The organism is Candidatus Pelagibacter sp. HIMB1506 (assembly GCF_052047935.1).
GTDB lineage: Bacteria > Pseudomonadota > Alphaproteobacteria > Pelagibacterales > Pelagibacteraceae > Pelagibacter.
Genome location: NZ_JBNAIS010000001.1, coordinates 1,513,397 through 1,538,266, shown reverse-complemented (window position 1 = coordinate 1,538,266; position 24,870 = coordinate 1,513,397). Strand labels below are relative to the sequence as shown.

22 protein-coding genes and 1 riboswitch are annotated in these 24,870 nt (G+C 22.7%); of the genes, 7 read left to right on the top strand and 15 right to left on the bottom strand.

All coding sequences use genetic code 11. The features are described from left to right. The 9 genes from ACTTA8_RS08180 to ACTTA8_RS08140 all read right to left on the bottom strand — a co-directional run. Positions 1-785, bottom strand: a 785-nt coding sequence (locus ACTTA8_RS08180; protein WP_440655457.1) for an SDR family oxidoreductase, incomplete at its 3' end; no start/stop codon positions are given. 1 nt (position 786) lies between these two features. After that, on the bottom strand, positions 787-1,956 hold the full coding sequence (locus ACTTA8_RS08175; protein ID WP_440655456.1) for a DegT/DnrJ/EryC1/StrS aminotransferase family protein: 1,170 nt from the start codon (positions 1,954-1,956) through the stop codon (positions 787-789). A 2-nt stretch (positions 1,957-1,958) separates the two neighbouring features. After that, positions 1,959-2,867 carry a hypothetical protein gene (locus ACTTA8_RS08170; RefSeq protein WP_440655454.1) on the bottom strand — a complete coding sequence of 303 codons (909 nt, stop codon included), beginning with the start codon at positions 2,865-2,867 and terminating at the stop codon, positions 1,959-1,961. A 2-nt stretch (positions 2,868-2,869) separates the two neighbouring features. Then, positions 2,870-3,646, bottom strand: a complete 777-nt coding sequence (locus ACTTA8_RS08165; protein ID WP_440655452.1) for a phytanoyl-CoA dioxygenase family protein — start codon at positions 3,644-3,646, stop codon at positions 2,870-2,872. Beyond that, complete coding sequence (locus ACTTA8_RS08160) at positions 3,639-4,709, bottom strand: glycosyltransferase (protein WP_440655451.1); 1,071 nt, start codon at positions 4,707-4,709, stop codon at positions 3,639-3,641. The genes ACTTA8_RS08165 and ACTTA8_RS08160 overlap by 8 nt, the downstream gene beginning before the upstream one ends. A 3-nt stretch (positions 4,710-4,712) precedes the next feature. Then, complete coding sequence (locus tag ACTTA8_RS08155; RefSeq protein ID WP_440655449.1) at positions 4,713-5,399, bottom strand: class I SAM-dependent methyltransferase; 687 nt, start codon at positions 5,397-5,399, stop codon at positions 4,713-4,715. Then, a complete protein-coding gene (locus tag ACTTA8_RS08150) occupies positions 5,389-6,216 on the bottom strand; it encodes a hypothetical protein (RefSeq protein WP_440655448.1) in 828 nt (275 codons plus the stop codon). The genes ACTTA8_RS08155 and ACTTA8_RS08150 overlap by 11 nt, the downstream gene beginning before the upstream one ends. A gap of 5 nt (positions 6,217-6,221) precedes the next feature. Next, complete coding sequence (locus ACTTA8_RS08145) at positions 6,222-6,728, bottom strand: hypothetical protein (RefSeq protein ID WP_440655446.1); 507 nt, start codon at positions 6,726-6,728, stop codon at positions 6,222-6,224. A gap of 18 nt (positions 6,729-6,746) precedes the next feature. Continuing rightward, positions 6,747-7,679, bottom strand: coding sequence for a glycosyltransferase (locus tag ACTTA8_RS08140; RefSeq protein ID WP_440655445.1), 933 nt, complete (start codon positions 7,677-7,679; stop codon positions 6,747-6,749). A gap of 102 nt (positions 7,680-7,781) precedes the next feature. Here ACTTA8_RS08140 and asnB point away from each other — a divergent pair, with 102 nt between their 5' ends. Together asnB and ACTTA8_RS08130 are read left to right on the top strand one after the other, a co-directional pair. Next, positions 7,782-9,608: an asparagine synthase (glutamine-hydrolyzing) gene (asnB, locus tag ACTTA8_RS08135; protein ID WP_440655443.1), complete on the top strand. Its 1,827-nt coding sequence runs from the start codon at positions 7,782-7,784 to the stop codon at positions 9,606-9,608. Continuing rightward, positions 9,605-10,363, top strand: a complete 759-nt coding sequence (locus tag ACTTA8_RS08130) for a glycosyltransferase family 2 protein (RefSeq protein ID WP_440655442.1) — start codon at positions 9,605-9,607, stop codon at positions 10,361-10,363. Before asnB ends, ACTTA8_RS08130 begins: the two co-directional genes overlap by 4 nt. Here ACTTA8_RS08130 and ACTTA8_RS08125 read toward each other — a convergent pair. The 3 genes from ACTTA8_RS08125 to ACTTA8_RS08115 are packed head-to-tail and all read right to left on the bottom strand — an operon-like array spanning position 10,360 to position 14,599. Next, positions 10,360-12,063 (bottom strand): ATP-binding cassette domain-containing protein, encoded by a 1,704-nt coding sequence (locus tag ACTTA8_RS08125; protein WP_440655440.1) that lies wholly within the window; start codon positions 12,061-12,063, stop codon positions 10,360-10,362. The genes ACTTA8_RS08130 and ACTTA8_RS08125 overlap by 4 nt on opposite strands. Further along, a complete protein-coding gene (locus ACTTA8_RS08120; protein ID WP_440655438.1) occupies positions 12,063-13,220 on the bottom strand; it encodes an aminotransferase class I/II-fold pyridoxal phosphate-dependent enzyme in 1,158 nt (385 codons plus the stop codon). The genes ACTTA8_RS08125 and ACTTA8_RS08120 overlap by 1 nt, the downstream gene beginning before the upstream one ends. Then, on the bottom strand, positions 13,217-14,599 hold the full coding sequence (locus ACTTA8_RS08115; RefSeq protein ID WP_440655436.1) for a surface carbohydrate biosynthesis protein: 1,383 nt from the start codon (positions 14,597-14,599) through the stop codon (positions 13,217-13,219). Before ACTTA8_RS08115 ends, ACTTA8_RS08120 begins: the two co-directional genes overlap by 4 nt. A 75-nt stretch (positions 14,600-14,674) precedes the next feature. Between ACTTA8_RS08115 and ACTTA8_RS08110 the strand changes: the two genes are divergently transcribed. The 5 genes from ACTTA8_RS08110 to ACTTA8_RS08090 all read left to right on the top strand — a co-directional run bounded on the left by ACTTA8_RS08110 (position 14,675) and on the right by ACTTA8_RS08090 (position 21,881). Further along, positions 14,675-15,358 carry an FkbM family methyltransferase gene (locus ACTTA8_RS08110; RefSeq protein WP_440655435.1) on the top strand — a complete coding sequence of 228 codons (684 nt, stop codon included), beginning with the start codon at positions 14,675-14,677 and terminating at the stop codon, positions 15,356-15,358. A gap of 7 nt (positions 15,359-15,365) precedes the next feature. Further along, entirely contained in the window at positions 15,366-17,105 is a 1,740-nt protein-coding gene (locus ACTTA8_RS08105) for a hypothetical protein (protein WP_440655433.1), read from the top strand. Between the two features lie 55 nt (positions 17,106-17,160). Beyond that, positions 17,161-17,242, top strand: a riboswitch (adenosylcobalamin-variant (AdoCbl-variant) riboswitch). An 81-nt stretch (positions 17,243-17,323) separates the two neighbouring features. After that, positions 17,324-19,201, top strand: a complete 1,878-nt coding sequence (locus ACTTA8_RS08100) for a TonB-dependent receptor plug domain-containing protein (protein ID WP_440655431.1) — start codon at positions 17,324-17,326, stop codon at positions 19,199-19,201. Positions 19,202-19,239: 38 nt separating this feature from the next. Continuing rightward, positions 19,240-19,746 carry a DUF6580 family putative transport protein gene (locus ACTTA8_RS08095; protein WP_440655429.1) on the top strand — a complete coding sequence of 169 codons (507 nt, stop codon included), beginning with the start codon at positions 19,240-19,242 and terminating at the stop codon, positions 19,744-19,746. A gap of 20 nt (positions 19,747-19,766) precedes the next feature. Beyond that, a complete protein-coding gene (locus ACTTA8_RS08090; protein WP_440655427.1) occupies positions 19,767-21,881 on the top strand; it encodes a B12-binding domain-containing radical SAM protein in 2,115 nt (704 codons plus the stop codon). 2 nt (positions 21,882-21,883) lie between these two features. On the opposite strand, the gene ACTTA8_RS08085 is transcribed toward ACTTA8_RS08090, so the two are convergent. The 3 genes from ACTTA8_RS08085 to ACTTA8_RS08075 are packed head-to-tail and all read right to left on the bottom strand — an operon-like array spanning position 21,884 to position 24,843. Then, on the bottom strand, positions 21,884-22,573 hold the full coding sequence (locus tag ACTTA8_RS08085) for a hypothetical protein (protein ID WP_440655425.1): 690 nt from the start codon (positions 22,571-22,573) through the stop codon (positions 21,884-21,886). 6 nt (positions 22,574-22,579) lie between these two features. Next, on the bottom strand, positions 22,580-23,581 hold the full coding sequence (locus tag ACTTA8_RS08080; protein WP_440655423.1) for a hypothetical protein: 1,002 nt from the start codon (positions 23,579-23,581) through the stop codon (positions 22,580-22,582). Beyond that, complete coding sequence (locus ACTTA8_RS08075) at positions 23,578-24,843, bottom strand: hypothetical protein (protein ID WP_440655421.1); 1,266 nt, start codon at positions 24,841-24,843, stop codon at positions 23,578-23,580. Before ACTTA8_RS08075 ends, ACTTA8_RS08080 begins: the two co-directional genes overlap by 4 nt. Between the last annotated feature and the right edge of the window lie 27 nt (positions 24,844-24,870).

Genomic DNA, 24,870 nt, shown 5'->3' with positions numbered 1-24,870 from the left:
AAATTAAATATTCCAATTTTTTTGATTAATAATTTATTTGAAATAATTAAATATTCTTCATCTTTAGAATAATATTTAATTTTAAATTTATATTTTTTTTCTAAATATTTAAAAAGTTTAGATAAATGTGTAATTTCTGAACTTGATATATTAAAAATCCCAGTCAATTTTTTTTTGATTATTTTAACTATAATTTTTGAAACATCATCTACATAAATAAAATTACGTTTAATATTTGAATTTTTAAAAAAAATTTTTTTTTTTCTTTTACCTAAGTCAATGATTTTATTAATTAAAAAATTATTATTTTGATTTTCTGAGGTTAAACTAGATATTCTACCAATACATAAATCGTAAAACTTTGAATTTTTTAGTAAAATTTTCTCTGCTAATAATTTTGTTTTACCATACTTATTGATTCCTTTTGTTAGATCCTGTTCTGAAATAATTTTTCTTGAAAATGAATAAACGTGTGAACTTGAAGAAAAAAATAAAAAAGGCTTTGAAATTTGATATTTTTTTATACTATTGATTAAGTTTTTTGTTCCATCAACATTAATTTTTTTTGCTTCTTTATAATTTTTATTTACTTTTTTGGTAGGAACTATAGCTGCTAAATGAACAATTATATCAAATTGATTTTTATTTATCCAATTATTAATTTTTTTGTTATTTGATATATCATCTAGGAATTGATTAATTTTAAATTTTTTATTTTTCTTTAGAAAATAAATTAAGTTTTTTCCTAAAATTCCAGTTGAACCTGTTATCCCAATACTTATCAATTTAAAAATTTAATAAATGGTTTGTTAATATTTCTAATTCTTTATTTTTTAATTTTTTTGTATGCAGACCGATAAAAAACCCTGCTTTTTCTATATATTCGGCATTAGGAAATTTTTCTTTTTTTTTATTTAAATTATATATTTTTGAAGCTTTTTGGTTTAAAAAGTTTCCACTTATTATTGGCCTTGTTTCTATACCAAATTTATTTAAGTTTTTAATAATTAAATTTTTCTTTTTTACAAATTTTTCTTTCAATAAAAAAGGTAATCCAAACCAAGAGGGTTCTAGGTGTTTTTCTGGAACTACAAATTTATATTGATTTTTCCAATTTTTATGTTGCTTTAATTTAAGAATTATTTTTTCTCTATTTTGATTTCTTAATTTTGAGAATTTTTTTAATCTTTTAAGTTGATTTTGGGCAATTGCAGCCGAGACTTCTAATGGTCTTAAATTAAAACCCATATTAATAAAATTAAATTTTTTAGTCTTAATTCTATTTTTTTCTAAATCTCTATCCCATCCATGAGCTCTCATTATTTTTAAAAGTTCATAATCTTTTTTATTATTAGTTACAATCATTCCTCCTTCTCCACTTGTAATCTGATGTGAATAATAAAATGAAAAAGTTCCGAAATTTCCATAAGTTCCCAAATATTTTTTTTTATATTTAGATCCCAAAGACTCACATGTATCTTCAATAACTAAAATATTTTTACCTCTTATTATTTTTAATAATTTATCTATTTTTAACGATGTTCCTAAAACATGAACTAATAAAATTGCCTTAGTTTTTTTATTAATTCTTAATTTGATTTCCTCTATTGATGCATTATAATCTGTTAAGTTGACATCAACAAACACAGGTTTTAATCCTGCCTGTATAATTGGCCATAATGAAGTTGACCAGCAAACTGTTGGGATAATTACCTCATCCCCTATTTTGAGTTTATGAGAATATTTTGCAACAAAAATAGATAATAAATTTGCTGATGATCCTGAATTAACCATAACAGCATATTTAACACCTAAATATTTTGAAAATTTCTTTTCAAAATTTCTTGTAATATTAGACATTGTTAACTGCTTTGATTTTATTACTTTAACACCTAATTCAATATCTTTTTTATCAAATGCATTTTCTAGTAAAGGGTAATGTATTTTAGTTTGCACAATTAACTTTTAAAAAAACCTTTAATCTTATTTTTAATTCTATATCTAATGTTGGGAATACTAAAACCTTCATCAGTTAAAAAGTTATCAACATTATTATCGCAACATATGATTTTTGGGTGTTTAATGGGAAATTTCATGTTCTCCAAATGTAAATTGTTCCATTTTTTTGGATTAGAATGCAAAGCAGAATTATCATCTCCAATATTACATATGAGATTTTTGTTAGGAAATATATTTAAACGATTATTAATCAAATTTATAAATGTCCAAGGTCTATCCCAATCATCATCTAATTCTTTAAATCTCCTATCAAAAGCTTTAGTCCAAAAGTCAAATGATTTACTATTATGAAAAATATCATTTAGCCATTTTTCTTTTTTAATTTTTGGCCATAATTTTATTTCACTGTCATAAGAATTTTCCCAACGATTTTTCCATGTAGCCCATCCCCAAGAACTTGTAAACTTTGAAAAAAAATAACTGTCATTGTTTCTTCTTTTAAATTTTTTAAAATTTAAAAAATTATTACCTGATATTTGAGATATTCTACTATCATTCTTATACTTATCTAAAAGAACATTACAAAATTTAAAAAAAGATTTATTAGGTATACAATCATCTTCTAAAATTATGACTTTATCAAATTTTCTAAAAACTTTTGAAATCGCAAATGGTAAATTTTTTTTTTGTGTTAAGTTTTTTTTAGGAAAAATTACTTTCACTTTATTTTTTTTTCTAAAATTTAATATCACTTCTCTTGTTTTTAAATGATCTAAATAATGTTCACGCATTTTTAATCCATCATTAAATACAAAGATATTTTTTTGTTTAAAATTTTTTAAAATATCTAAAATAATTTTAGTATTTTTTGGTCTTCGATAAGTCATTAGCAATACTGGAGTTTGCATAATTATTTTTTTATTATTGATATAAAAATTTTGTAAAAAAAGAATATTAATTTTAAATTTATAAAAATAAATTCCTTAATTTTTTCTTTTTTTGTTATACCAAACATGTTTGAAAATATTAAAATATTTTTACTTGCTTCTGGATATTTTATCCTATTTTCTGTTTTTTTTATTAACATAACACCAAGCATTTCTCGATAGTCATTAGAAATATTTTTAGTACCTCTGTGCCATAATCTATGTTCTCTAATCAAAATTTCCCCTTTTTTCAAAAATATTTTAGTTTTTTTTTTAAAAAAATTTTTAATTAAAAAACTTAAGTATGTTTCTTTTTCTCTGTGAGTTGATTCTATTAACTCAAGTGGTCCATTTGTATTATCAATATTGCTAGTAGCAAAATTTAAAATTATCATTCTTGGATCCCAATTTCCATCAGTATGAAAAAACTGATTTTTACTTTTTGGCAAATTTAAATTACCTCCAAAATATATTCCATAATCACTTATTTCATCATTTGTCAAAAATTTAAAATAATCTTCAAAATTTTTGTTTTTAATTATTTCAAATATTTCTTTTCCATAAACACCTGGGTTAATATTTAAATTTCCAGATCTATACCCTCCTAACTCTGAAATTTTATTTTTTATTAAATATTCTTTAAGGTCGAAATTAAATCTGTTTGCAAATATTTCAAATGAAGACAAACCACAAATAGATGAATTTATAACAAAACCCTTGTCTAGAAAATGTGTTTTTTCTTCTTCAATAAATTTAAACATTAATAAAATCTATTATTTTCTTTACTCTCATATCCCATGTATATTTATTTATAATTACTCTAGAATTTTTTTTTAAATAATTAAATTTTTTAATTTTTTTAAATACTAAATCAATTTTATTAGTCCATTTATTAATTGCGTTTTCTTCAATAAGTATAGAATTTTTTTTATTTAATATATGACTATAAACTTTAAGTTTTGAGGCTATAATTATTTTACCTGAAGCTAAATAATCAAATAGTTTCATAGGAGACATATACTTGCCAATTTCTAAATTTTTTCCTCTACCCAATACCTTCTTTGAATAAGGCATTAAAACTACATGATATTTATTAAGGATACTTGGTATTTTATTGTATTTTATATATCCTTTGTAAAACACATTTTTATAATTTTTGAAATCATTAATATTAAAATCTGAATTTGAAAAATCTCCATAAATATGGAAGTTTATTTTTTCTAGCTTTTTTGAAATTTTAAATATTTTTTCTAATCCTTTCCCTCTTGATAAAGAACCAGTATAACAACACGTATTTTTGAACTTATCTGAATTTTTTAAGTTACTGTAATCTTCTAATTCAACAGCATCATCTAAAATAAGATATTTATTCTTCAAATTGTATTTATTTTTTAATGTTTTAGAAATAAAAATAAATTTTATATTTTTAAATGTATAAAAGTATTTACTGAAAAAAAATAAATATTTTGTAAAACTTCTTAATTCGTGATGAATTTCTAAAACTATATTATATCCAAAAAGACTCAAAAAAAGTGCACTTATTATACTTCTAGATATAATTATATCTTTTTTAGAACTAATATTTTTAAATAAACTTAAGCAATATATCAATCTATTTATAAAATTTATTTTGCTTAGATTTTTATCAATAATATTAAATTTATTTTTACAATTATAAGATCTGAATATTTTTTTTTCTTTATTTTTAAAAATAATCAGATCAACTTTAAATTTTTTTGACAAAGCGTTACACATTTTCATCACATGAATACCATAAGCCTTATTTGTGGGAAAAATAAGTTCTGCTAAATATATTATTTTCATTTTCTAACTCTTCTTTTTACAAGAGCAATGAACACCTAAATAAAAACTTTTAAAATCTTTTGAAATTAAACTTAAAATTTTATCAATTAATAAAAAAATTATCATCATTGGTATTTTAAGAATTGCAAATTTAAAATATTTTAATAAAATTTCAGAAACAACCGCAAATGGACCAACACCTATGGTAGTAACTTGTACTTCAAAATCTGCTTCTGATATCATTTTATTTAAATATTTATGGGTCGGTCTAAAAACATCTATTGGATCTTCATGATATCTATGCATAAAAGGTACAAATAGCTCTAGTTTACCTCCTGGTTTTAATATTTTTTTTATTTCTTTAAGTAAATTTTTATGATTTTCAATATGTTCTAGTACATTAAATAAAAGTATACAATCAAATGAATTCTCTTGAATATTTAGATTGTTTTCTAAATCTACCTTAAAAAAATTTGTTTTTTGTATGTGAAATTTATCTGCAAAATAAATTTGATGTTTTTTTTTGTTAATAAAATTTAAATACGAACTATGTTTGCCTGAACCTAAATCTAAAACTTTACCTTCTATTTCTATTTCTTTTAAAAAATAATTATGAAAAAATCTTATTGGTGTTTTTTTTTTAAATATTTGAAAAGTAATATGTTTTAAAAAATTATAATTAAGTTTATTTTTTTGAGTTTCATATTTCATTTAATAATTTTACATCATGATTTAAAAGTTTAATTTTTAAATTTTCTAAATGATTGAATTTTTTTTGTTCTTTTAATTTTCTATTTATATAGTTTTTAATATTTTCATCATTAATATCACCATTAGCAAAAGCAATAAATATAGCTGTTCTATTTTTTTTATACTCAGCGCCTATTTTTGTAAATTTTGGCATTATTCTATCAATAAAAGGTGGTAGAGATAAATTCTTATTAAATTTATATCTCCATGAAGCCCCTGAATGATGAAGTCTCAAGTTCCAAATAATTAAATCACCAATATCTAGGTTTGGTTGAATATTTTTAAAAAATAAATTTAATTTAAAATTTTTGTTTTTTTTAACAAGTTTTTCAGTAAAAATATTCTTAATTGATTGTTTAATATTCGTAATACAATATGAATTGTGAGATTTTGGTTTAATCTTTACACCGCCAGAAAAATCTGAAACATTTTGTAAATAGATTCCAGCTCTTGCAACAAAATATTCACTTTTAAAGTTGTAATCTTCATTTCTGGAATCTACATGAAATCCTGAGGGACAATTATCTAAATTTTCATGAATTGAAATTGAGCTATCTGAAAAATATAGAAGATTCTTACAGTCAAAAATTTCTTTGAATAATCTGAAAAAACCATCATTCATAATAAGATTTTTTACATGCTCTAACTCTAAAATTTCAGTATTGAAGTTTCTTTTTCTTATTAACTCCTCTCTTGTTTCTACAACTTTTTCTTTACTAAAAAAGTTCTTTATAATCACATAACCATTTTCAATATAATTTTTTCGTAGATCACTCATAAATTTTAACACATAAATATTTGCATTTTTTTAAATTCAGATTTTACATTAAAAACTAATATTGACTTATTTCCCACTTTCAACTTTATAAATTTAATTTTTTTTTTTGATTCTGTTTTCCAATTAAATTTTTTATAATAATTAATAAGATTTTTATTACATATAAGCACTGACATTAATTTTTTTTTTTTAATAATCAAATTATTTTTATTCATTAAAATTTTGGAAACACCTTTTTTTCTATGATTCTTATTTATTATAATCGTATCAAAAAGAAAAATTGATGATTTTAAATTATTTATTAAAATTTTTTTCTTTCTCAAACATGTATATCCTACAAAAATTTTATTTTTGAAAAGCAAATTATGGATATCATTTTTTTTAATATTTTTTATAAACCACTCATACTGAATGCGTTCTCCAAATTCCCAAAAGGTATCTTTTAATTTAATTATTTTTTTTATATCTAATTTACCTAATTCAGATGTTTTTAAAGATTTAAAGGTATACATTATAAAAAGTTTTTTATATTACTCTATAACTTCATATAATATATTTTTATCATTTTTTTTACTTATCTCGAATATAAGTTGGATTATAAATAACAATGAAAAAAAAATTAAAGAACTTAAATATAATGACACAACTAATATGGGGAGAGGTGTTTCAATAAAAGATATATTTTTAAAAACTTTTAAATAAATCATATACAACAATGAAAAAGAACCAATCAACAAAGAACAAAATCCTAAAAATCCTATAAAGTAAAAATTATTATTTTTTTTATTTTGGAATAATTTCAAATATATTAAATCTACAAAAACTTTAAATACTCTATAGAATCCATAATTAGATTGTCCTGAATTTCTTTTTCGATGATTTGTTGACATTTGTGCGTATTTTATATTTTTAAAATTTAATCTAGCAGCTAACAATCTATGGAAGTCACCCCATAAAATTTCATCATCTAATAGTTCTTTTTTTAAAACTTTAATTGAACATCCATGATCTTTTATTGGGGAACCCGTGATAAATCTAACTAAAAAATTAGCTAGTTTACTTGGTAAAATTTTAGTGAAAAATTTATCTTTTCTTTCATTTCTATAACCATGAACAATATCAAAACCATTTTCAAATTTACCTATCATTTCTATTAAATCATTAGGATCATTTTGGCAATCACCGTCAAGAAAAATTAAATTTTCAAATTTAGAGTTTTTAATTCCGTGATAAATTGCAGTTGATTGTGATAAATTAATTTTATGCTTTAAGATTTTTATCTGATGATTAATTTTTAAATTTAAAAGCTCTTTAAAGGTACTGTCTGTTGAGCCATCGTCTATGAATATTAATTCAAACTCTCTATCATCTTTCAATTTATTTATTACAATTTGAATTTCATTTAAAAGTGTTTCAACATTTTTTTCTTCGTTGAATAAAGGTATAATAATTGAATAATTCACAACAAAATTATATAAAAGTAATTATAAAAAATCTAAATATTTTTAATTGCTTAAACAAATCACAAATATTATTTCTTTTTATATATTATGGTATAATTTTTTATGTGTGCGATATTTGGTATTTATGGAGAGTATAACAAAAAAAATCTAATTAAATTATCTGAGATTCAGAAATTACGAGGACCAGATCATACAGGGTTCTATTTGAGCAAAAAGCAAAATATTTCGTTAGGTATGAATAGGTTGGCTGTAATTGATATTAAACAGGGAAATCAACCAATCTTTTCTGAAAATAAAGAAATTATAGGATTTTTCAATGGTTGTATTTTTAACTTTAAAGAAATTAAAAAATATTTAGTCACAAAAAAAATAAATTTTAAAACTAATTCTGATACTGAAGTCTTAGTAAACTCTTTTTCATTTTGGGGAGAAAAATGTTTTAATTATTTTGATGGAATGTGGGCAGTTAGTTTGTTTGATTTTAAAAAAAAAGAATTAATATTGTCTAGAGATTATTTAGGTCAAAAACCCCTTTATTATTCAAAATTAAAAAAAAACAAACTTATTTATTCAAGTCAAATAAACGGGATAACTGAATATATAAAAAAACCAGTATTAGAAAAAAAAAATGTAAAATTATATTATCAACTATCACATTTGCCAGCTCCTTACACTATATATAAAAAAATAAATCAGCTAATGCCAGGAGAGATATTAAAATTTTCTCAATCAAAAATTGAAAAAAAAATTTTTTGGAAAATTGAAAATGGACCAAATTATAATCTTTTTTTTAAAGAAGTAAAAAAATATGATGTATTAGATAATTTTTTAAAAAACTTAGAAAATTATACTTATGCAGATAAAAAAACAGTTTTGGCTTTAAGTAGTGGGATTGACTCGAACTTATTAAGATATTCTTTAAAAAAATTAAAAAAAAAATTATCTGCTTTCATGATAGGTTATCAGGATTTTTCATTTGATGAAACTCATCAAGTACCAAAAGAGATAAATGAAAAAATTATAAAAAAAAAATTGAAAAATAAAGATTTAATTAAAACTTTCAAAGATCTTAAAAGAAAAATATTTTTCCTTAACGGAGATGGATCAATTATACCAACATTTAATTTATTTAAAAATATAAAAAAAAAAACTAATAACTCTATTTCAGGAGATGGTGGAGATGAACTATTTTTTGGCTATATAACTTTTAAAGCTTTTTATTTAATGATTTGGTTTAAAAAAATATTTCCTAACTTTTTATCTAAAATATTGTTTCAAATTTCAAATAATTTAAAAATAAATACAAGATATTTGAATTATAAGCTTAAATTAAAATTATTTTTTAAACATTTTGATCAAGAATTAAGTTTAATAAATATATTTTGGCTTTCAGATTTAACTAGAAAAGACTTATATAATCTTACAAAACTAAAAAAAGATCACCCTGAAATAAATAAGATAAATAAATTATTTAGAAAAAATAATGACAAAATGCGTTTTGCACAATTATTTTATTTTAAATATTACTTACCTATGGTGTTAGAAAAAGTAGATCAAGCTAGTATGCTAAATTCAATTGAAAATAGAGCTCCGATACTAAGTAAAGATTTAATTAACTTTTCTTTGAATTATCCTACAAAAAAAAATTTTTCTTTATTTAAAAATAAACATTTAATTAAAAATATTTTCAAAAATATTATACCTAATAAATTTTTTAAAATAAAAAAACATGGTTTTTCTCTTCCAAAATATTTAATCTTAAAAAATAAAAAACTGATTTATCAAATTCTAGATGAAAAAATATTATTAAATAAAGAATATTTCGAAAAAAAATATAACGATTACTTAAATTCAAATAATAATGAACAATATATTTGGAACGAATTAATTTTAAATATTTATAGACAAAATATTGAAATTAAAAAATGAAAATAGCAACGATAATTCCAACTTTAAACAGACCTAATTTTTTAGAAAAAGCTCTATTGTCTATAAATAAGCAAATAATGAAACCTGACGAAATCTATATCGTTGACAATAATGATAAAGACAATAAAAATTTTGAAGTTTATAAAAAACTTCAAGATTGTACTAATATAAACTTAATTTATATTAAAAATAATGGCAGTATTCAAAGCTTAAGAAATGACACGGTGCTAAAAACGGATTGTGAAATTTTAAGTTTTTTAGATGATGATGATCTATGGGACAGACTGTATTTAAAAAAATCAATTGAATTATTGAAATTGAAGAAAATAAAAGCTCTATACACAAGTATGGAAGTGATTAACGAAAAAGAAGAAAAATTATCTGAAATTAATCTAGATAACGATTATGAAATTAAAAAACTATTAGTATTTAACCCAGGTTTCTTTCACTCAAATTTAATTGTATTCAAAGACATATTTCTAATGCTAAACGGCTTTCAAAGTGAGTCTGGAGCATCTGATAAAGATTTTTTTATAAAATTAAAGAAAAATAAAATTAAATTTTTTATAAATCCTGAAAGATTGGTCTACAGGTGTGATCACAATTTTCAATGGAGTAAAAATTATAAAAAAATGAGTTATGATAAATTTATTTTTTTAAAGAATAATATTCATAAATTAAGTTTTAATGAATTATATCAATCTATAAAAAATATAGTAAAATTGTATTTAAAATATCTTAAATCTTTGTATTAATTGTTCAAATCAATTACTTGATCAAATTTTTTAGAGAGAGATTTATTGTGAGAAACAACTATAAGTGTTTTATTTTTTGAATAATTTAACACATTTTCAAAAATTTTTTCTTCTGATGTTTCATCTAGAGCATTAGTAGCTTCATCAAACACCAAAACGTTTTTATCTGCATATATTGCTCTAGATATAATTAATCTTTGACGTTGACCACCAGAAATTCTTTTACCATTCTCACCAATTTTTTTTGATAAATCTAAAGAACCATTATTAATAAAATTATTTAATCCTGAAATTTTTAAAGAATCTTCAAATTTATTTTGATCAAATTTATCTTCATTTAAAACTATGTTTTTAATCAAAGTTTCGTCAAATAAATGGGGAACTTGAGATAAATATGAGATCTTCTGGTACCAGCTTTGAAGATTTAAATTGGTTAAAAGCTTATCATCAATCAACATAGAACCTTGTGTTAAGTTGGTTAATCCAGATAATATATTTAATAAAGTTGTTTTTCCTCTACCAGAGTCTCCTTGAATAAATATTGATTCACCCTTTTTTATAATGATATTCAAATTTTCGAATATATTCTTTTTTAAATTTTTATATTTGTAGCTACCTTCTTTGATTTCTATCTTATTTTCAAAAGTAAGTGTTTCCTTGTTAGATAAAATTTGAATGTTTTTTTCTTTTTCAAAAATATTTATTACGTCAATAGCCGAGTTTTTTGTAAACTTAATTTTTACATAATTCGAATAGATAATTTGTGCTTGCGAAATTATTTTTTGAAATGCAAAAATAATTGCTCCAAATAAGGCAATTGAATTTTCAACAGGCAAATTCTGTTTGCTAAATAGATACATCACTATAGATAAAGAAGATATTCCAAAAAAAACAATTATATTACCCGGAATGTTAGCAATTAGAGTATTTTTTAAAATTGCTTTCATAAATTTTAAATTTGATCTGAAAAATTGATTTAAAAAATACTTATGTAAACTACTTATAATTATTTGTTTAATATTAGAAAATGTTTCATTTACTATTCGCAATCTATTTTCAATTTCATATGTATAGTTTTTGCTTGTTTTTTCATTAAAACTTTTAGTAATTAATGAGATTAAATAATAAAGAGCGCTAATAATAAAAAATAAAAAAATTAAAATTTTAAAACTTAAAGTTAAGGTAAAAAAGAGAATAGAAAACAATAAAATTAATGCTACTACAATTTGCAGAAAATGTTCAATGAATGCATGTGTATTAGAAGACTTTTCAAGATTACTCAAAAATTTACTAGAATGTGACTCTAAAAAGTAATCATAGTTTTGAAAAATTGTTATCTCGTGTGTTTTGGTAATTATACTATGACCAATTTTTGTACCTACATAATTTGAAAAAACATTTAAAGCAATCTTTATAATAATTGATACTAAAACAATTAAAATAAATAAAATAGTAAATACAAATTTTTTTTGATTCAAATCCTCAAATTTAAAAATTTCTATTTTATTAAAATACGCAGATGAATTACTTGCATTAAAAAGTAACTCTAAAAGAGGAAATAAACTTGCAATAGATATAATCTCAAAAAATGAAGAGGCTAAGGCTGCGGGTATTAAAAGAAAAAGAAATAACTTTTCTTTTTTAGAGATGTTGTTAATAATTTTGTTAAAAATAATAAGTATGCTTTTATTATCTATCATTAAATTTTTTTAAAAAATTTTTTTATATGATCTGAAATATACTTCGCACTTCTGATGTTGAGCGAAGAATGTAAAGGTATCCTAACAATTTTCTTAAAAATTTTTTCTGTGACTTCTAGTTTTATTGGGGAGGAAATTTTTTTTGAAAAACTGGAAATATGAAGTGGAATATAGTGGAATGATGCATAAATTGAGTTTTTAATTAAGTATTCTCTTAATTTTTCTGCTTTATATTCACTTTTAAAAATTAAAATAAACAAATGAAAACACTGTTCTATCTTTGTGTCCGGGACGTTGTATAAATCAAATTCTCTTGAATTAATTTTTTTTAATTGATCATAATAATAATTCCATACTTTAGATCTATTAAACTGTAATGATTTTATTCTTAAAAGCTGAGCATACAATAATGCGCTTGCTAATTCTGTAGCTCTATACTCCGAGCCAATATTTTTCCAACTATAAAATTTTTTATTTGAAAATGAGGTTATGTTTTTTTTATCTTTGTAATTGATTAGTCTTTTTCTGTCTGTCCCTTTATCTAAAATTATATCTGCATTTGCGATATATTTTTTATTGTTTATGATGATAGCTCCACATTGTGAACCAACAATATTTTTTGTAGCATGAAAACTAAAAGCTGAGATATCTCCATAAGTACCTAAATATTTGTTTTTATATTTAGCCATGAACCCATGGGCGGCATCCTCAACTAATGGTAAATTGTATTTTTTTTTAATTTTTAATAATTTTTCCATATCTGTACAAAAACCTCCGTAGTGTACGACGAAGATAGCCTTAGTTTTTTTGGTTATTTTCTTCTCTAAATCTACCAAATCAACGTTTAACGTAAGTTCATCAATATCGACAAAAACTGGTTTGGCACCTCTCATGACAACAGCATTGGCTGTCGAAGTGAATGTGAAAGATGGAATTAAAACCTCATCTTTAGGTTTCAACTTAAGTAAAATCGCAGCAATCTCTAAAGCGCTGCTGCAGCTTTGAGTAACTGCTACATACTTTGCTTTTATAATACCTTTAATTTTTTTTTCAGCTAAATCCTGATAATAACCATCAACCAATTTATTTGAATTCAATACTTTTAATACCAAATTTTTTTCTAACTTAGTTAAATTTGGCTGACTTAATTCAATCATTTGTTAACTTCTATTTTAATTAAATTTTCAGAAACCTGATTAATTTTTAAATTTGATTTAACTTTTTTATCTAAATTATCAATTTTTTTCAGATACCTAAAAGCTTCTTTTTTTGTTATTCCATTTGGAATTTTCGAGGTTAAATAAAATTTATCAATATTTCTTTTCAAAATTTTTGTTACGACTAATAAAAAGAATATTTTACTTTTAATTCCATTATAATAAAAATTTAGTTTCTCTATTACTGTTGGCTCCTTTTTTTTATAAAAATAAGCTTTCTCTTTTTTAATTTTATAATTGTCGACTATATTTAATATTTTGTCACAACTTGATTTCTTTTCATCAAGATTTAAATCTCTTTTTACTAAATTCATGTTGTTTTTATTTTTTACTTTAATCCATTTAAAAAAATCGTCTGAATTAAAAATTTTGTAACTTATATCAAACGGTTTCCTCTTTAAAAAGGGACTATTTCTTGAAGTAAAATTTAGTTTAACATAAGAGATCGGTTTATTTAAAACAAATGATTGAAGAGAAGTGGAGCACCCCCTATGCATAACTCCTTGGGAAGCCATTATCCATGGTTGAGGGTCATCTATTGGGGGTAGATATATTAAATTTTGATAACCATTAATTTGTTTTTTCCATTCACTAACATTTTCAGCAGGATGTCCTCTGATTAATATTTTTACTTTAGGATCTAATTTACAAACGTTTTTAAAAAAACTTACTAATAATTTAAACTCTTCAAATGAATTTTTTGCTTTAGCTAATGAAAAATTTTTCCAATCTTTAATATCCTTCTTGCTCCCACCCCAAGGATAATATTCAAGTGCATATTCTTTATAATTCTTTGTTATAAATCCAAGATCTGACATGAATAAATAAAATTTACCATATTTTGATTTAATTTTATTTACATCTTCGTCATAAATACCAGCATACTTTTTTTGAAATAAATCTACTCTTGGCCAACCAACTCCATAAACATTTTTAGCTTTAATTGAATTTTTAACTATACTTGAAATTTTTTTGTTTACATAAAAATATGCATCAATGTATTTTTTGGTTTCAACAAAAAAAGCTTTCGCACTTTTGTAATATCTCTCCTCATTTAAACCTGCTGTCATTTCCTCATCTAATACAATATGTTTTTCAATTTTTTTGCTTATTTCAATAGTCTTATCTACTTGTAAGCCAGCTTTATAAAAAAAAACTCCACCTCGTTCTTCTTTATTTTTAATTAAATCTATAATTTTCTCTCTTGAACCCAAATAAACTCTATACCCTCTTAAAGAAGCACGATATGCAAATAGTAATTTTGCAACTATCTCTCGTACTTTTAGTTCAATAACTATATAAATTGTTTTTTTTTTCACGGAAAATTTAAGATTACTAATAGATTAATTGATAATACTATTCAAATCTTTATATCGATAAATTAGTTATTGTAAATGTATAAATTACTCAAAAATCTTATCAAAGAAATAATTATGTTCTTTTTGCAAATAAGAGTGTTTTATATTTCGAGTATTCTTAAAAAAAAAAGTCAAAAAAATATTTTTATAGATTTAGGAACCAATTTAGGACAAGGTTTTTTTTATTTTAAAAAATTTTTTAAACTTGAAGATTATGAATATATTTTAGTTGAACCAAATCCAAATTTAAAAAATTTTATTCAAGAAAACATAATTAAAAAATATCCACTAAACAATATTAAATTAATAAATAAAGCAGCGTATATAGAAGACACAAAAAAGAAATTTTTTGGTTTAACTGAGGATGAGAGAGGAATTCTTTCAGATGGAGCAAGTATAATAAAAGAACATAATTCAAACCTATATATTTCAGATGAAACAAGATCAATAGAGATTGAATGTTTTAATATCATTAATTATTTAAAAGCACTCAATCACTACGATAATATTATTATCAAAATGGATGTTGAGGGTTCTGAATACGATATTTTGGAAAAATTAATTGAAAATTTTTCAGATTTAAAAAATATTAAACATATTTTTATAGAATTTCATTCTAGATTTATGAAGAAAGAAATTAGAGAAAAATTTCGAAATAAAGAAAAAATTTTAAAAAAAAAATTTAAAGAAAAAAAAATAAGCTATACTTTATGGGTTTGAGAAAATAGTGATTAAACAATTTAAAATTCATAAATATAAAACCATCACAGCAATTATTTGTTCAATTTTTTTTATATTTTATTTTCAAATCCTTGACTATGGATTGCCTTACTTTATAAATTTTGACGAAATAACACACATTAAAAGTATAAATTATTTTTATGGATTTTTTACTCATGCTAACCAAAATATTCATGAACCAATTTATGCCCCTTTCATTCATTTTATTGTAAGTGGTATATACATTTTTGTTAAATATGTTGTTTTTAATAATTTCAATTTTAATGAAACTGTTAACTTTATTTATTTAAATCCAAATATTCTTTTTGAAATTGTAAGAATTTCTAGTCTAATTATTTCGACAACAAGTCTTATAATATTTTACTTAATATTAAAAAAATTAAAAATTAATAATTTTCTCTCTGTTATTGGTCTTCTGAGTGTTTCAACTTCATATTTATTTATGGACATCAGTATAGTCGCTGGTAAAAATTCAATATTATTATTTTTCTTTCTACTACAATATTATTTATTCTTATATTACTATTCAGATCTTCAAAAATTTAATTCCAGATCATATATCTTATTTGGTCTTTTAGTATCATTATCATGGGGGATTAATTACTGGGCAGCAACACCTGGATTATACGCTATAGCACTCCTACATTTAAAAAAATTTAAATTTAGGGAATTACAAAATTTTATATTTTTCATTACAATTTTTTTAATACTTGGTGTATCTCTCAATCTTTTAATTAGCTCAGATAATTTTATAGACCATCTTTTTTCACCAAGATATTTAGAAATTTATGATTATGAGAATAAAAATAGAATTTATATAATAATTAGTGAATTTTTAGATGGCATTAATCTGATACGAACATATGAGAAATTCACACTTGAATTTTTATTAATCATTTTTTTATTTATTATTTTTTTAAAACTTAAAATAGACAAAAATATTATATTTTTGAATTTTTTTTTATTATTTGAGCCGATTATTTTATTTGCTCTTGCTGATTATTCTCATCCACACATAAGATATCTAGGACCATCAATTTTTCTTATAATAATTTCAATTTGTTTAATTATTGAATCGATCAAAAACAGATTGACCAAAATTAGTAAAAATTTAACTTATTTTTTTTTAATTATAGTAATTAGCAGCGGTTATAATAAAATCAACGTTTTGGTAGAAACAAAAAAATTAGTAGATAAGAAATTTATTCAATATGAAATTTTAGATGAATTTGAAAATAAAAAAAGTTTATTTAAACTTCCCTATGCAGTTTATCGAGAAAATTTAAACACGCTAAGATTATATAAAAAGTTACTGAATAAAAAAATAATAAGTTTGAATTCTGGAGCAGACAACAAAAATAATTTAAGTGAAATAGAAAAAAAAATAAAAATTATTAAAAATTTAAATTCTAAAAATATTACCCCTAGTTCTAAAAAATTTGATTTTTTTGGAGGTGAATTTATTATAGATGACTATAGACTTTTCTTTAATGAAATTTCAAAAATTTATGACTACTATATATTAGATCTAAATAAAAAATCAGATGAATACATTTTTTTGAAAAATAATTATCAAACATACAAAATCTATAATAATAGGGATATAACTAGTTTAAGATCATTAACACTAGAACTGGAAAAAAAATTTAATTCTAATACAATAAAAAAAATTAATAAGATTGGATCTAGTTTTGTGGTTTTTAAGTTAAAAGAAGATAATTCATAAAGCTAAAAAATTTTTTGTTAATTGACAAATTTTATTTAAGAAATATATTCTCTTTACACTGAAATGCTTGGTGGGAAATCAATGTGAAATTCGTTGGCTGTACCTGCAATCGTTAAAGTCGGAGCGCCACCCAGTGTAGACCACTGATGAACGAAGGCCAGGAAAAGTCTAGTTCTACTATTAAATTAGCAGAGGCATAAAAATGTTTTGTGGAAATAATGCCTAAGTTAATTGTATTTATAATTTTAAATTTAATATTATTAAATATTTCAAACATCAGTTCAGCCAACGAAAATGGCTCAAATTTTTCATGCAAATGGGAAAATAAAAATGAAACTGCTTGTATTGAAATTATTGGTTTAGTTCCAAATTCATCAAATTTTACTAAATCAGGAATAAATAAAATTACTATTACAAAAAAACAAATTTTAGAAAGTGGAGCTGTAGATTTAATTGATGTTTTGAAATCTGTGCCAGATATTAATATTACGCAATCAGGACCTAAAGGCCAGCAAGCATCTATGTTTATGAGGGGAACTGGGTCAAATCATACATTGGTAATGATAAATGGAATTCCCATTAATGATCAATCAACAACTCAGGGATTGCATGATTTTGGAGTAGATTTTATTCAAACCATTCAACAAATTGAGATATACCCAGGATCAACTGCAACTAATTTTGGTACAAATGCAATAGGTGGAGCTGTAAATATAGTTTTAACAGGAGATTATAAAGATTCTATTTCAGTAGCAACTGATTACATGGGAAATTATGAATTTTCAGGAAGCAAAACATATATTTACGATGAGTCTTCGTTAAATGTAAAAATTGGTAGTGTCAAAAATGAAACTATAAGTGCCAGGGGAAATATAAATGATGAAGAAGATTCCTTGAATAATTATTCAACAAATATTAATTACGAAAAATTTTTGTCTGAAAATACTAGAATTTATAGCACTACATACTTAAGAAAAACAATAGCAGAATATGATAACTCCAATACTAACCAATACGGTTATGAAGGTGATAATAAAATGGGTGCAATCCAACTTGGATTGGAAAACCAAATAAATTCAAAGAAAGATAATTATATTTTTTATTATAATATTTATGACAGAGAATATGATGAACTAGGAACTATCGATACCTACGAAAGTGAAGTTTTAGGTTTAAAGTATGATTTATCAAGAATACTGAACAAAAAACTTTCTTACGGAATAGGCTCAGAGTTTAAATACGATTGGGGATACTTTGATAATAATGGATCATACGAAGCATCTACGAAAGGTCATTCTGATAATTTTGCTCTGTATGGTAATTTAGGTTGGAATATTTTTGAAAATTCAAATATTTCTTTATTTAGTAGAAGAGATGATCATAAACAGACCGGAGCAAATAGTACTCACAAAATCAATTTTGAAAAAATGTTTAATAATTTTAACTTAGGTATTTCATATATGAATGGTATCAGAAACCCCACACTATACGAAATGTTTGGCACTGATAATTATGGTTATTCTGGCAATAGAAATCTTAAACCTGAGAAAAGCAATACTTACGAGATGTATTCAGATATATTTTTAAATGAGTATGTAAATTTATCTTTAAGAGCTTTTAAAGCAAATATAAAAAATAACATTGAATATATTGATAACAAATATCAAAATGATTTAGATAATATTGACTTAAATCAATCTGGTTTAACTAATCAGATAAATATTAAATTGAAAAATACTAGTTTAAATTTCTTTACATCATCACTATCATCTAAAAAAGAAAATGGAGCGAGTCAATTAAGAAGACCAGATAAAAACTATGGTTTAAATTTAACAAAGAATTTTAAAAATAGTATTTTTGGTCATCTAAAATTTAATATAAAGTACAATCATTATGGAAAACATTTTGATACACACTCTACAAGTTTTAGTACTATAGAAATGGATAGTACAGATTTAGTAGATTTTAAAATTTCAAAAAAATTTAATAATGGTAATTTTTATATTAAGCTTAATAATGCTTTAAATGAGACCTATCAAAGACCACATGGATTTAATCAAGAAAAAAGAACTATAAAATTTGGTTTCAAATATTAAATTGTTGTTTTAGAAAGATTCAATGTTAAATATATAATATGAATTTTTTTAAAGTTTCATTTTGTGTTTTAATTGTACTAGGTTCTAGCAGACTTGTGCCGCATCCACCCAACTTTACTAGTTTACAAACTTTAAGTTTTTATATTCCTGCTTTACTTGGTATTAGATTTATACCCATAACAGTAATTTGTTTAGCAATCACTGATTTGTTTATTGGATTCCATTCATTAGTCATATTTACATGGGGAAGTGTTATTGTTATTGGATTAACGTCAAATTATCTTAAAAAAAAATTTATACATAGAATTTTTGGCGTTTTCTCTGCTGCAATTCTGTTTTATGTGATTACTAATTTTGGTGTGTGGTTATCAGGATCTTATCCATATACTTTTGAAGGTCTTATTTTTTGTTACACTCTTGCTATTCCCTTTTTTTATAATTCATTAATATCAACGATCATTTTCTCATTAATAATTGAGATGATTTATAAATATTTTTTCTTTTCAAGGAAAATGAGCAGTTATAAAACATTTGATAAGATCTGATCGTGTGATAGTTAAACATAATGAAGAAAATTAAAATTTTACTTGCTGACCCTAGGCATAAAACTGTTGGTGCACACTCTTATTTTGTTCCTATAGGTATAGGTTACATTGGTTCGAACCTACTTAAAGAATATAAGGAAAAAGTTGATTTAAAATTATATGTTGATGCGAATGAAATTTTTGATTGTTTAGATAATTGGAAACCAGACGTCATAGGAGTTTCAAACTATATTTGGAATTCAGGACTTTCGCATCAAATTTGTAATTACGCAAAAAAAATAAAACCTGAAACTTTAACGGTTTTGGGAGGTCCAGAATTTCCTGCGGGTACAGGAGCAACAAAAATAGAGGATAACGATAAAGACAATACCTATTCAAAATGTTTGGAATACTTATCAAAAAGACCATCTGTAGATTATTTTGCATACTCAGATGGAGAACTATCATTTTTGGAAATTGTTAAAGAATATTTTGAAAATAATTGCTCAACAAATAAATTAATTAATAATGACAAGCCTATAAAAGGTTGTGTAAGTGTTAAGAAAAATCTAAAAGAATTAAATATTGGCAGTTATATTCCACGGATTGGAATGTTTGGTTCAGTAAAAACTGAAGGTAGAGATGTGATACCTTCTCCATATACTACAGGTTTGCTAGATAAATTTTTAGACGGAACTTTTAGTCCTGCATTTGAAACTGCGAGAGGGTGTCCATTCCTCTGTACTTTTTGTGATCAAGGACTTGATGCTACTAAGATAACAACTTTTAGTGTTGAAAGAATAGCTGAAGAAATCAGATATGTTGCAAATAAACTTAAAGATAAAAAAGGAACTAAATCTATTTTCATGTTTGATTCAAATTGGGGTATTTTTGAGAAGGATGTGAGGTTGTCTGATGAAATTCTTAAAATTATGGAGGAATATGACTACCCTCAGTATATTGAATGTTTAACTCCTAAGAGTAATTGGGATAATATTATTAAAATTAATGATAAATTAAAGAATAGAGTGGCCTTAGGGTTATCAATGCAATCATTAAATTTAGAAACTTTAGATGGAATTAAAAGAAGAAATTGGACGAAAGAACAATATTTGGAATTTTTAGATAAATTAAAACAAAGAGGAAAAAGTTCTTTTTCAGAGATGATAATTCCTCTTCCTAATGAAACTGAAAAATCTTACTTTGATGGTGTAAAATTTCTTATGGACAATGGAGTGCAAACTAGAACATATACCTTAATGATGTTGGTTGGTGCTGAACTTGGAAGAGATAAAGCTATAAAAGATTATGAACTAAAAAGTAAATGGAGAGTTTTACCAAAACAATTTGGTGAATACAGAGGAGAAAAAATTCTTGAAATAGAGCAAATATGTGTGGGAACAAAAACTATGTCGTATCAAGAATATCTAAATTGTAGAAATTATAGCTTTATTGCAAAACTCTTAGGACATCATTTTTTACAACCTATTATAAAATTAACAAAAAAAATTGGAATTGATTGGTTTGAACTTTCTTTGGCAATTACAAATAAAATTAAAAATCAAGATAATGGTGGAAAATTTAAAGAATTATTTGACGATTTTTGTAAAGAGTCACACGAGGAACTTTTTGAAAGCAAGGAAGAGGCAATTGAATTTTATTCAAAAAATTCAAATTACAAATCGCTTTTAGCTGGTGATATTGGAGAAAATTTAATGTCAAAATATACAGCAAGAGGAGTGTTGGTTTTAGATGATATTATTTCGACCTTGTTTCAAGTTATAAGAGAAAATTTCGAGAGTTATTCAAACGAACAAAATAAATTAATTCTAAATTCAGCTGAAATTTGGATGAAAAACTTGTATTTGATAAATGAAATTTATTCTGATCAAAAATTAAATCCAAAAAATAATGAAATAGATTTAAAATTTGACTTTCCTGAATGGTTATCAAAAGAGATAGAGCCACTAGAAAACTTTAAAAAAAATGTTACTTACAAGTTTTTAGTAGATCTTAAAAAAGTTAATTATATTAAAGAAGAAATTAGCTCTATGACATTAGTTAGAAAAGATAAAAATAGAGCTTTCGCAAGATACTTGGAAAGAAGACATTCTGAGACAGAATTATTTAAAAAAGAATATCAAAAGCTACAGTAATTTTACAAAAATCTATTTAATTTTTTAAAATTAAATTTAATTTTCTTATTTCCAACATTTTTTTTTTTATCCGCAATAATAATTAATTTTGAATTAAAAGTTTTAAAATAACATGTTAAGTTTTCAATTAAGGACAATAAATAATTAAATTTTATTTTATTAAGAAAAATTGCAAATTGATTGTTTGTTAATTTACCTGAGAATAAAGATAAATAAATTTTAGAAAAAAAATTATTATAATATCTAATTTTCACATTCTCAAAATTTAAATTTATTTTTTTTATAATTGTGTCCGTAATATTTTTTTGAATTTCAACTTCTAAAAAAAACACTCCATTTTTTGATATAAATTTAATACAATTGTCTAAAGCGTTAATTTTTTTTTTTTTTAATTTTATATGTGAAAAAGTATTTGTTGACACAACTACATCAGCAAAATTTTCACCAAGGATATTTTTTTTTGTAAAATCCCAATGTATCCCATAACACTTTTTGCTTCTAAAATTTTTTAACCCAAATAATATCTGTTCAATTTCTATATCTACACCTATATATTTTTTAGTTTGGAAATAGATAGAATTTTTAAAATTTTCTGATGCTAAATCTATTCCTATAGTTTTATTTTTATGTTCTGATAAAAATTTTTTTAAAACTCTAAATAAATATTTTTTGCTTGGAGAAATAGTGGACATATAATTCTAATTTTTAACCAGTCCTTTAGAATCATAAAATACTCTTTTGAATTTTTTATCTATTTTTTTAGACGGCGTATAAAGTCTATCTCCAATTTTTAGTTCTTGGATAATATTTTTATTTCTATGAAATACCTCTTCTATAATTAAAGATCCATTTGTTCCAGCAACACAAACCCAAGATGGCCCTTTTCTATAAATTAAACCACTTTTATAAGAATTAAATTTAGCATCTTCATAATTTGGTGAAACTTTACTCAAATAAACTTTCTTATTATTATAATAAGTACAACAACCATTGTGAGGTGCCCCAAATGAATTTATAAAACAACTTAAATCCTCAAAATCTAATGACCAATCTGCCCAACCATGCAAATCAGAATTTAATCTTGGGAAGTAAGAAGACATATACTCGGTTTGATTTACTGGAAAAATATTTTTAATACCATTTTTCAACTTTAAAAATACATGTTCTAAAAAATCAACCTGTTTATTAACATAATAATCAAAATAAGCTTTGGGTGAATTTAAATTTAATGGGTAAAGAAATTCCTCATAGAAAATAATTTTTCCAGTGTCAATTTTTTCATCAATAATATAGAGATTATTGAATCCAAATCTAACTCTATTCATTACCATCCAACTAAATGAAGCTCCACCCCTGTATTCCGGTAACCTAGTGCTATGAGAATTTAAAATTAATGATTTTATTTTAGTTATACTCTTTTTTTTAATTATCCAGGGAGAAGACATACACAAATAAATTGAAGCATTAGAATTAAATTTGTGATTAAAATCTACCGAATTATCTAAATTATTAATTTTTTTAAATTTTATTTCTTTTTCCTTGAAATGTTTTTCAAGTGTTTTTCCGTCTACGATTGTCGATAAATTTCTCTTTGAACTTAAAATTAAATAATTAAAATTTTTTTTTATTAAAGGTAAAATACTTAATGTAATTTTATCTCCGCCTATTATTAAAATATTTTTAATTTTCGATATTTTCATAAACTTTTTCTAATCATTTTAGTATCAATTTTTGAAAAAAAATATTGTTTATTGGTATTAATTGGCCAAGTAATTTCTCTAGGCAAAATAATATTTGATGTATTTTTAAAAAAAGAGCTGATTTTCTTTGAAAGTTTTTGAATATCTTTATTTTTTGGAGAAAAAATAAATCTTAAAAATTTATAATTTATTAATTTAATTTTTATATTTTTATTATTTTTATTATTTAAGATAATTATTTTTTTTAGTTCTTCTATGTATGAAAATATTTGTAGGTTTACGTTGTTAAAATAATTATTTTCTACAAATTCAAGTTGAAAAATATAATCTTTACGACCCCTAATTAAAGAATAATTTGACAACCTTCGAAGTCCTTTCATCTTAGATGAAGAAACAATCATCTCTAGATAATTATTGATTACTGATTTTTTGTTAACTTTTATCAAAGCTGTATAATATTTTTGGGATTTTATATTTGGTAATTTCAATTTAAATCCATCAATAATTGGTATAATAGAAAATATTGGCAGAGTTAAAATATTTAAACCACTTAATTTTTTTTTCTCGCAATATGCAATTAAATTTTTTTCTTTTTTTAAGGTAATATCTTTTTTCAAAAATATACTTATATTCTTTTCTTTCAATTTTTTTATAATATTAAGTTTCAAACTCTCAAATAAACCATTAGTTGGAATAAAGTAACTATGTTTGATTTTTTTTGATCTGATTTTATCAAGAAAAATTGACCCTTCATCTTTTAAACTTGATCTATAATTGTTAGGAAAAAACCATGGATATATTAATTGCAAAGTATTTTCCAACTCTAAATTATCTCCTAAATTAATGTGTAAATAATCAATATAATTTTTATCTATTTTTTTTACGATCTCATCCGGTCTAATTTTTGTTAATTTATTTTCAAAATTAAATTTTTTGATTATTTGTTCAGGCCATTTTTTTATTGAGGTCCTTGGATCTATTATGTACTTATCTAAAATAATTCCTCTACTTTTGTTTATTTTTTTTAATTTAATATTAAAATTTTTTTTTATATAATTAAGCAATTTTGTTGATCGTACACCCTCAAAAGCATGAAAGCCTGGATTGCATAAATTATTACCTACTGAAATTGAAGAAAAAGCATTAAGAAAATTATTTGTTTTTTCATATATATTAATTTTTAAATTTTTATCTTTTGATAATTCAAATGCTAAAAAAATTGAATATAAACTACTTCCTATTAAATTGATGTTTTTTTTCATTTATTTTTTAATTTAATGAAAGTTGCT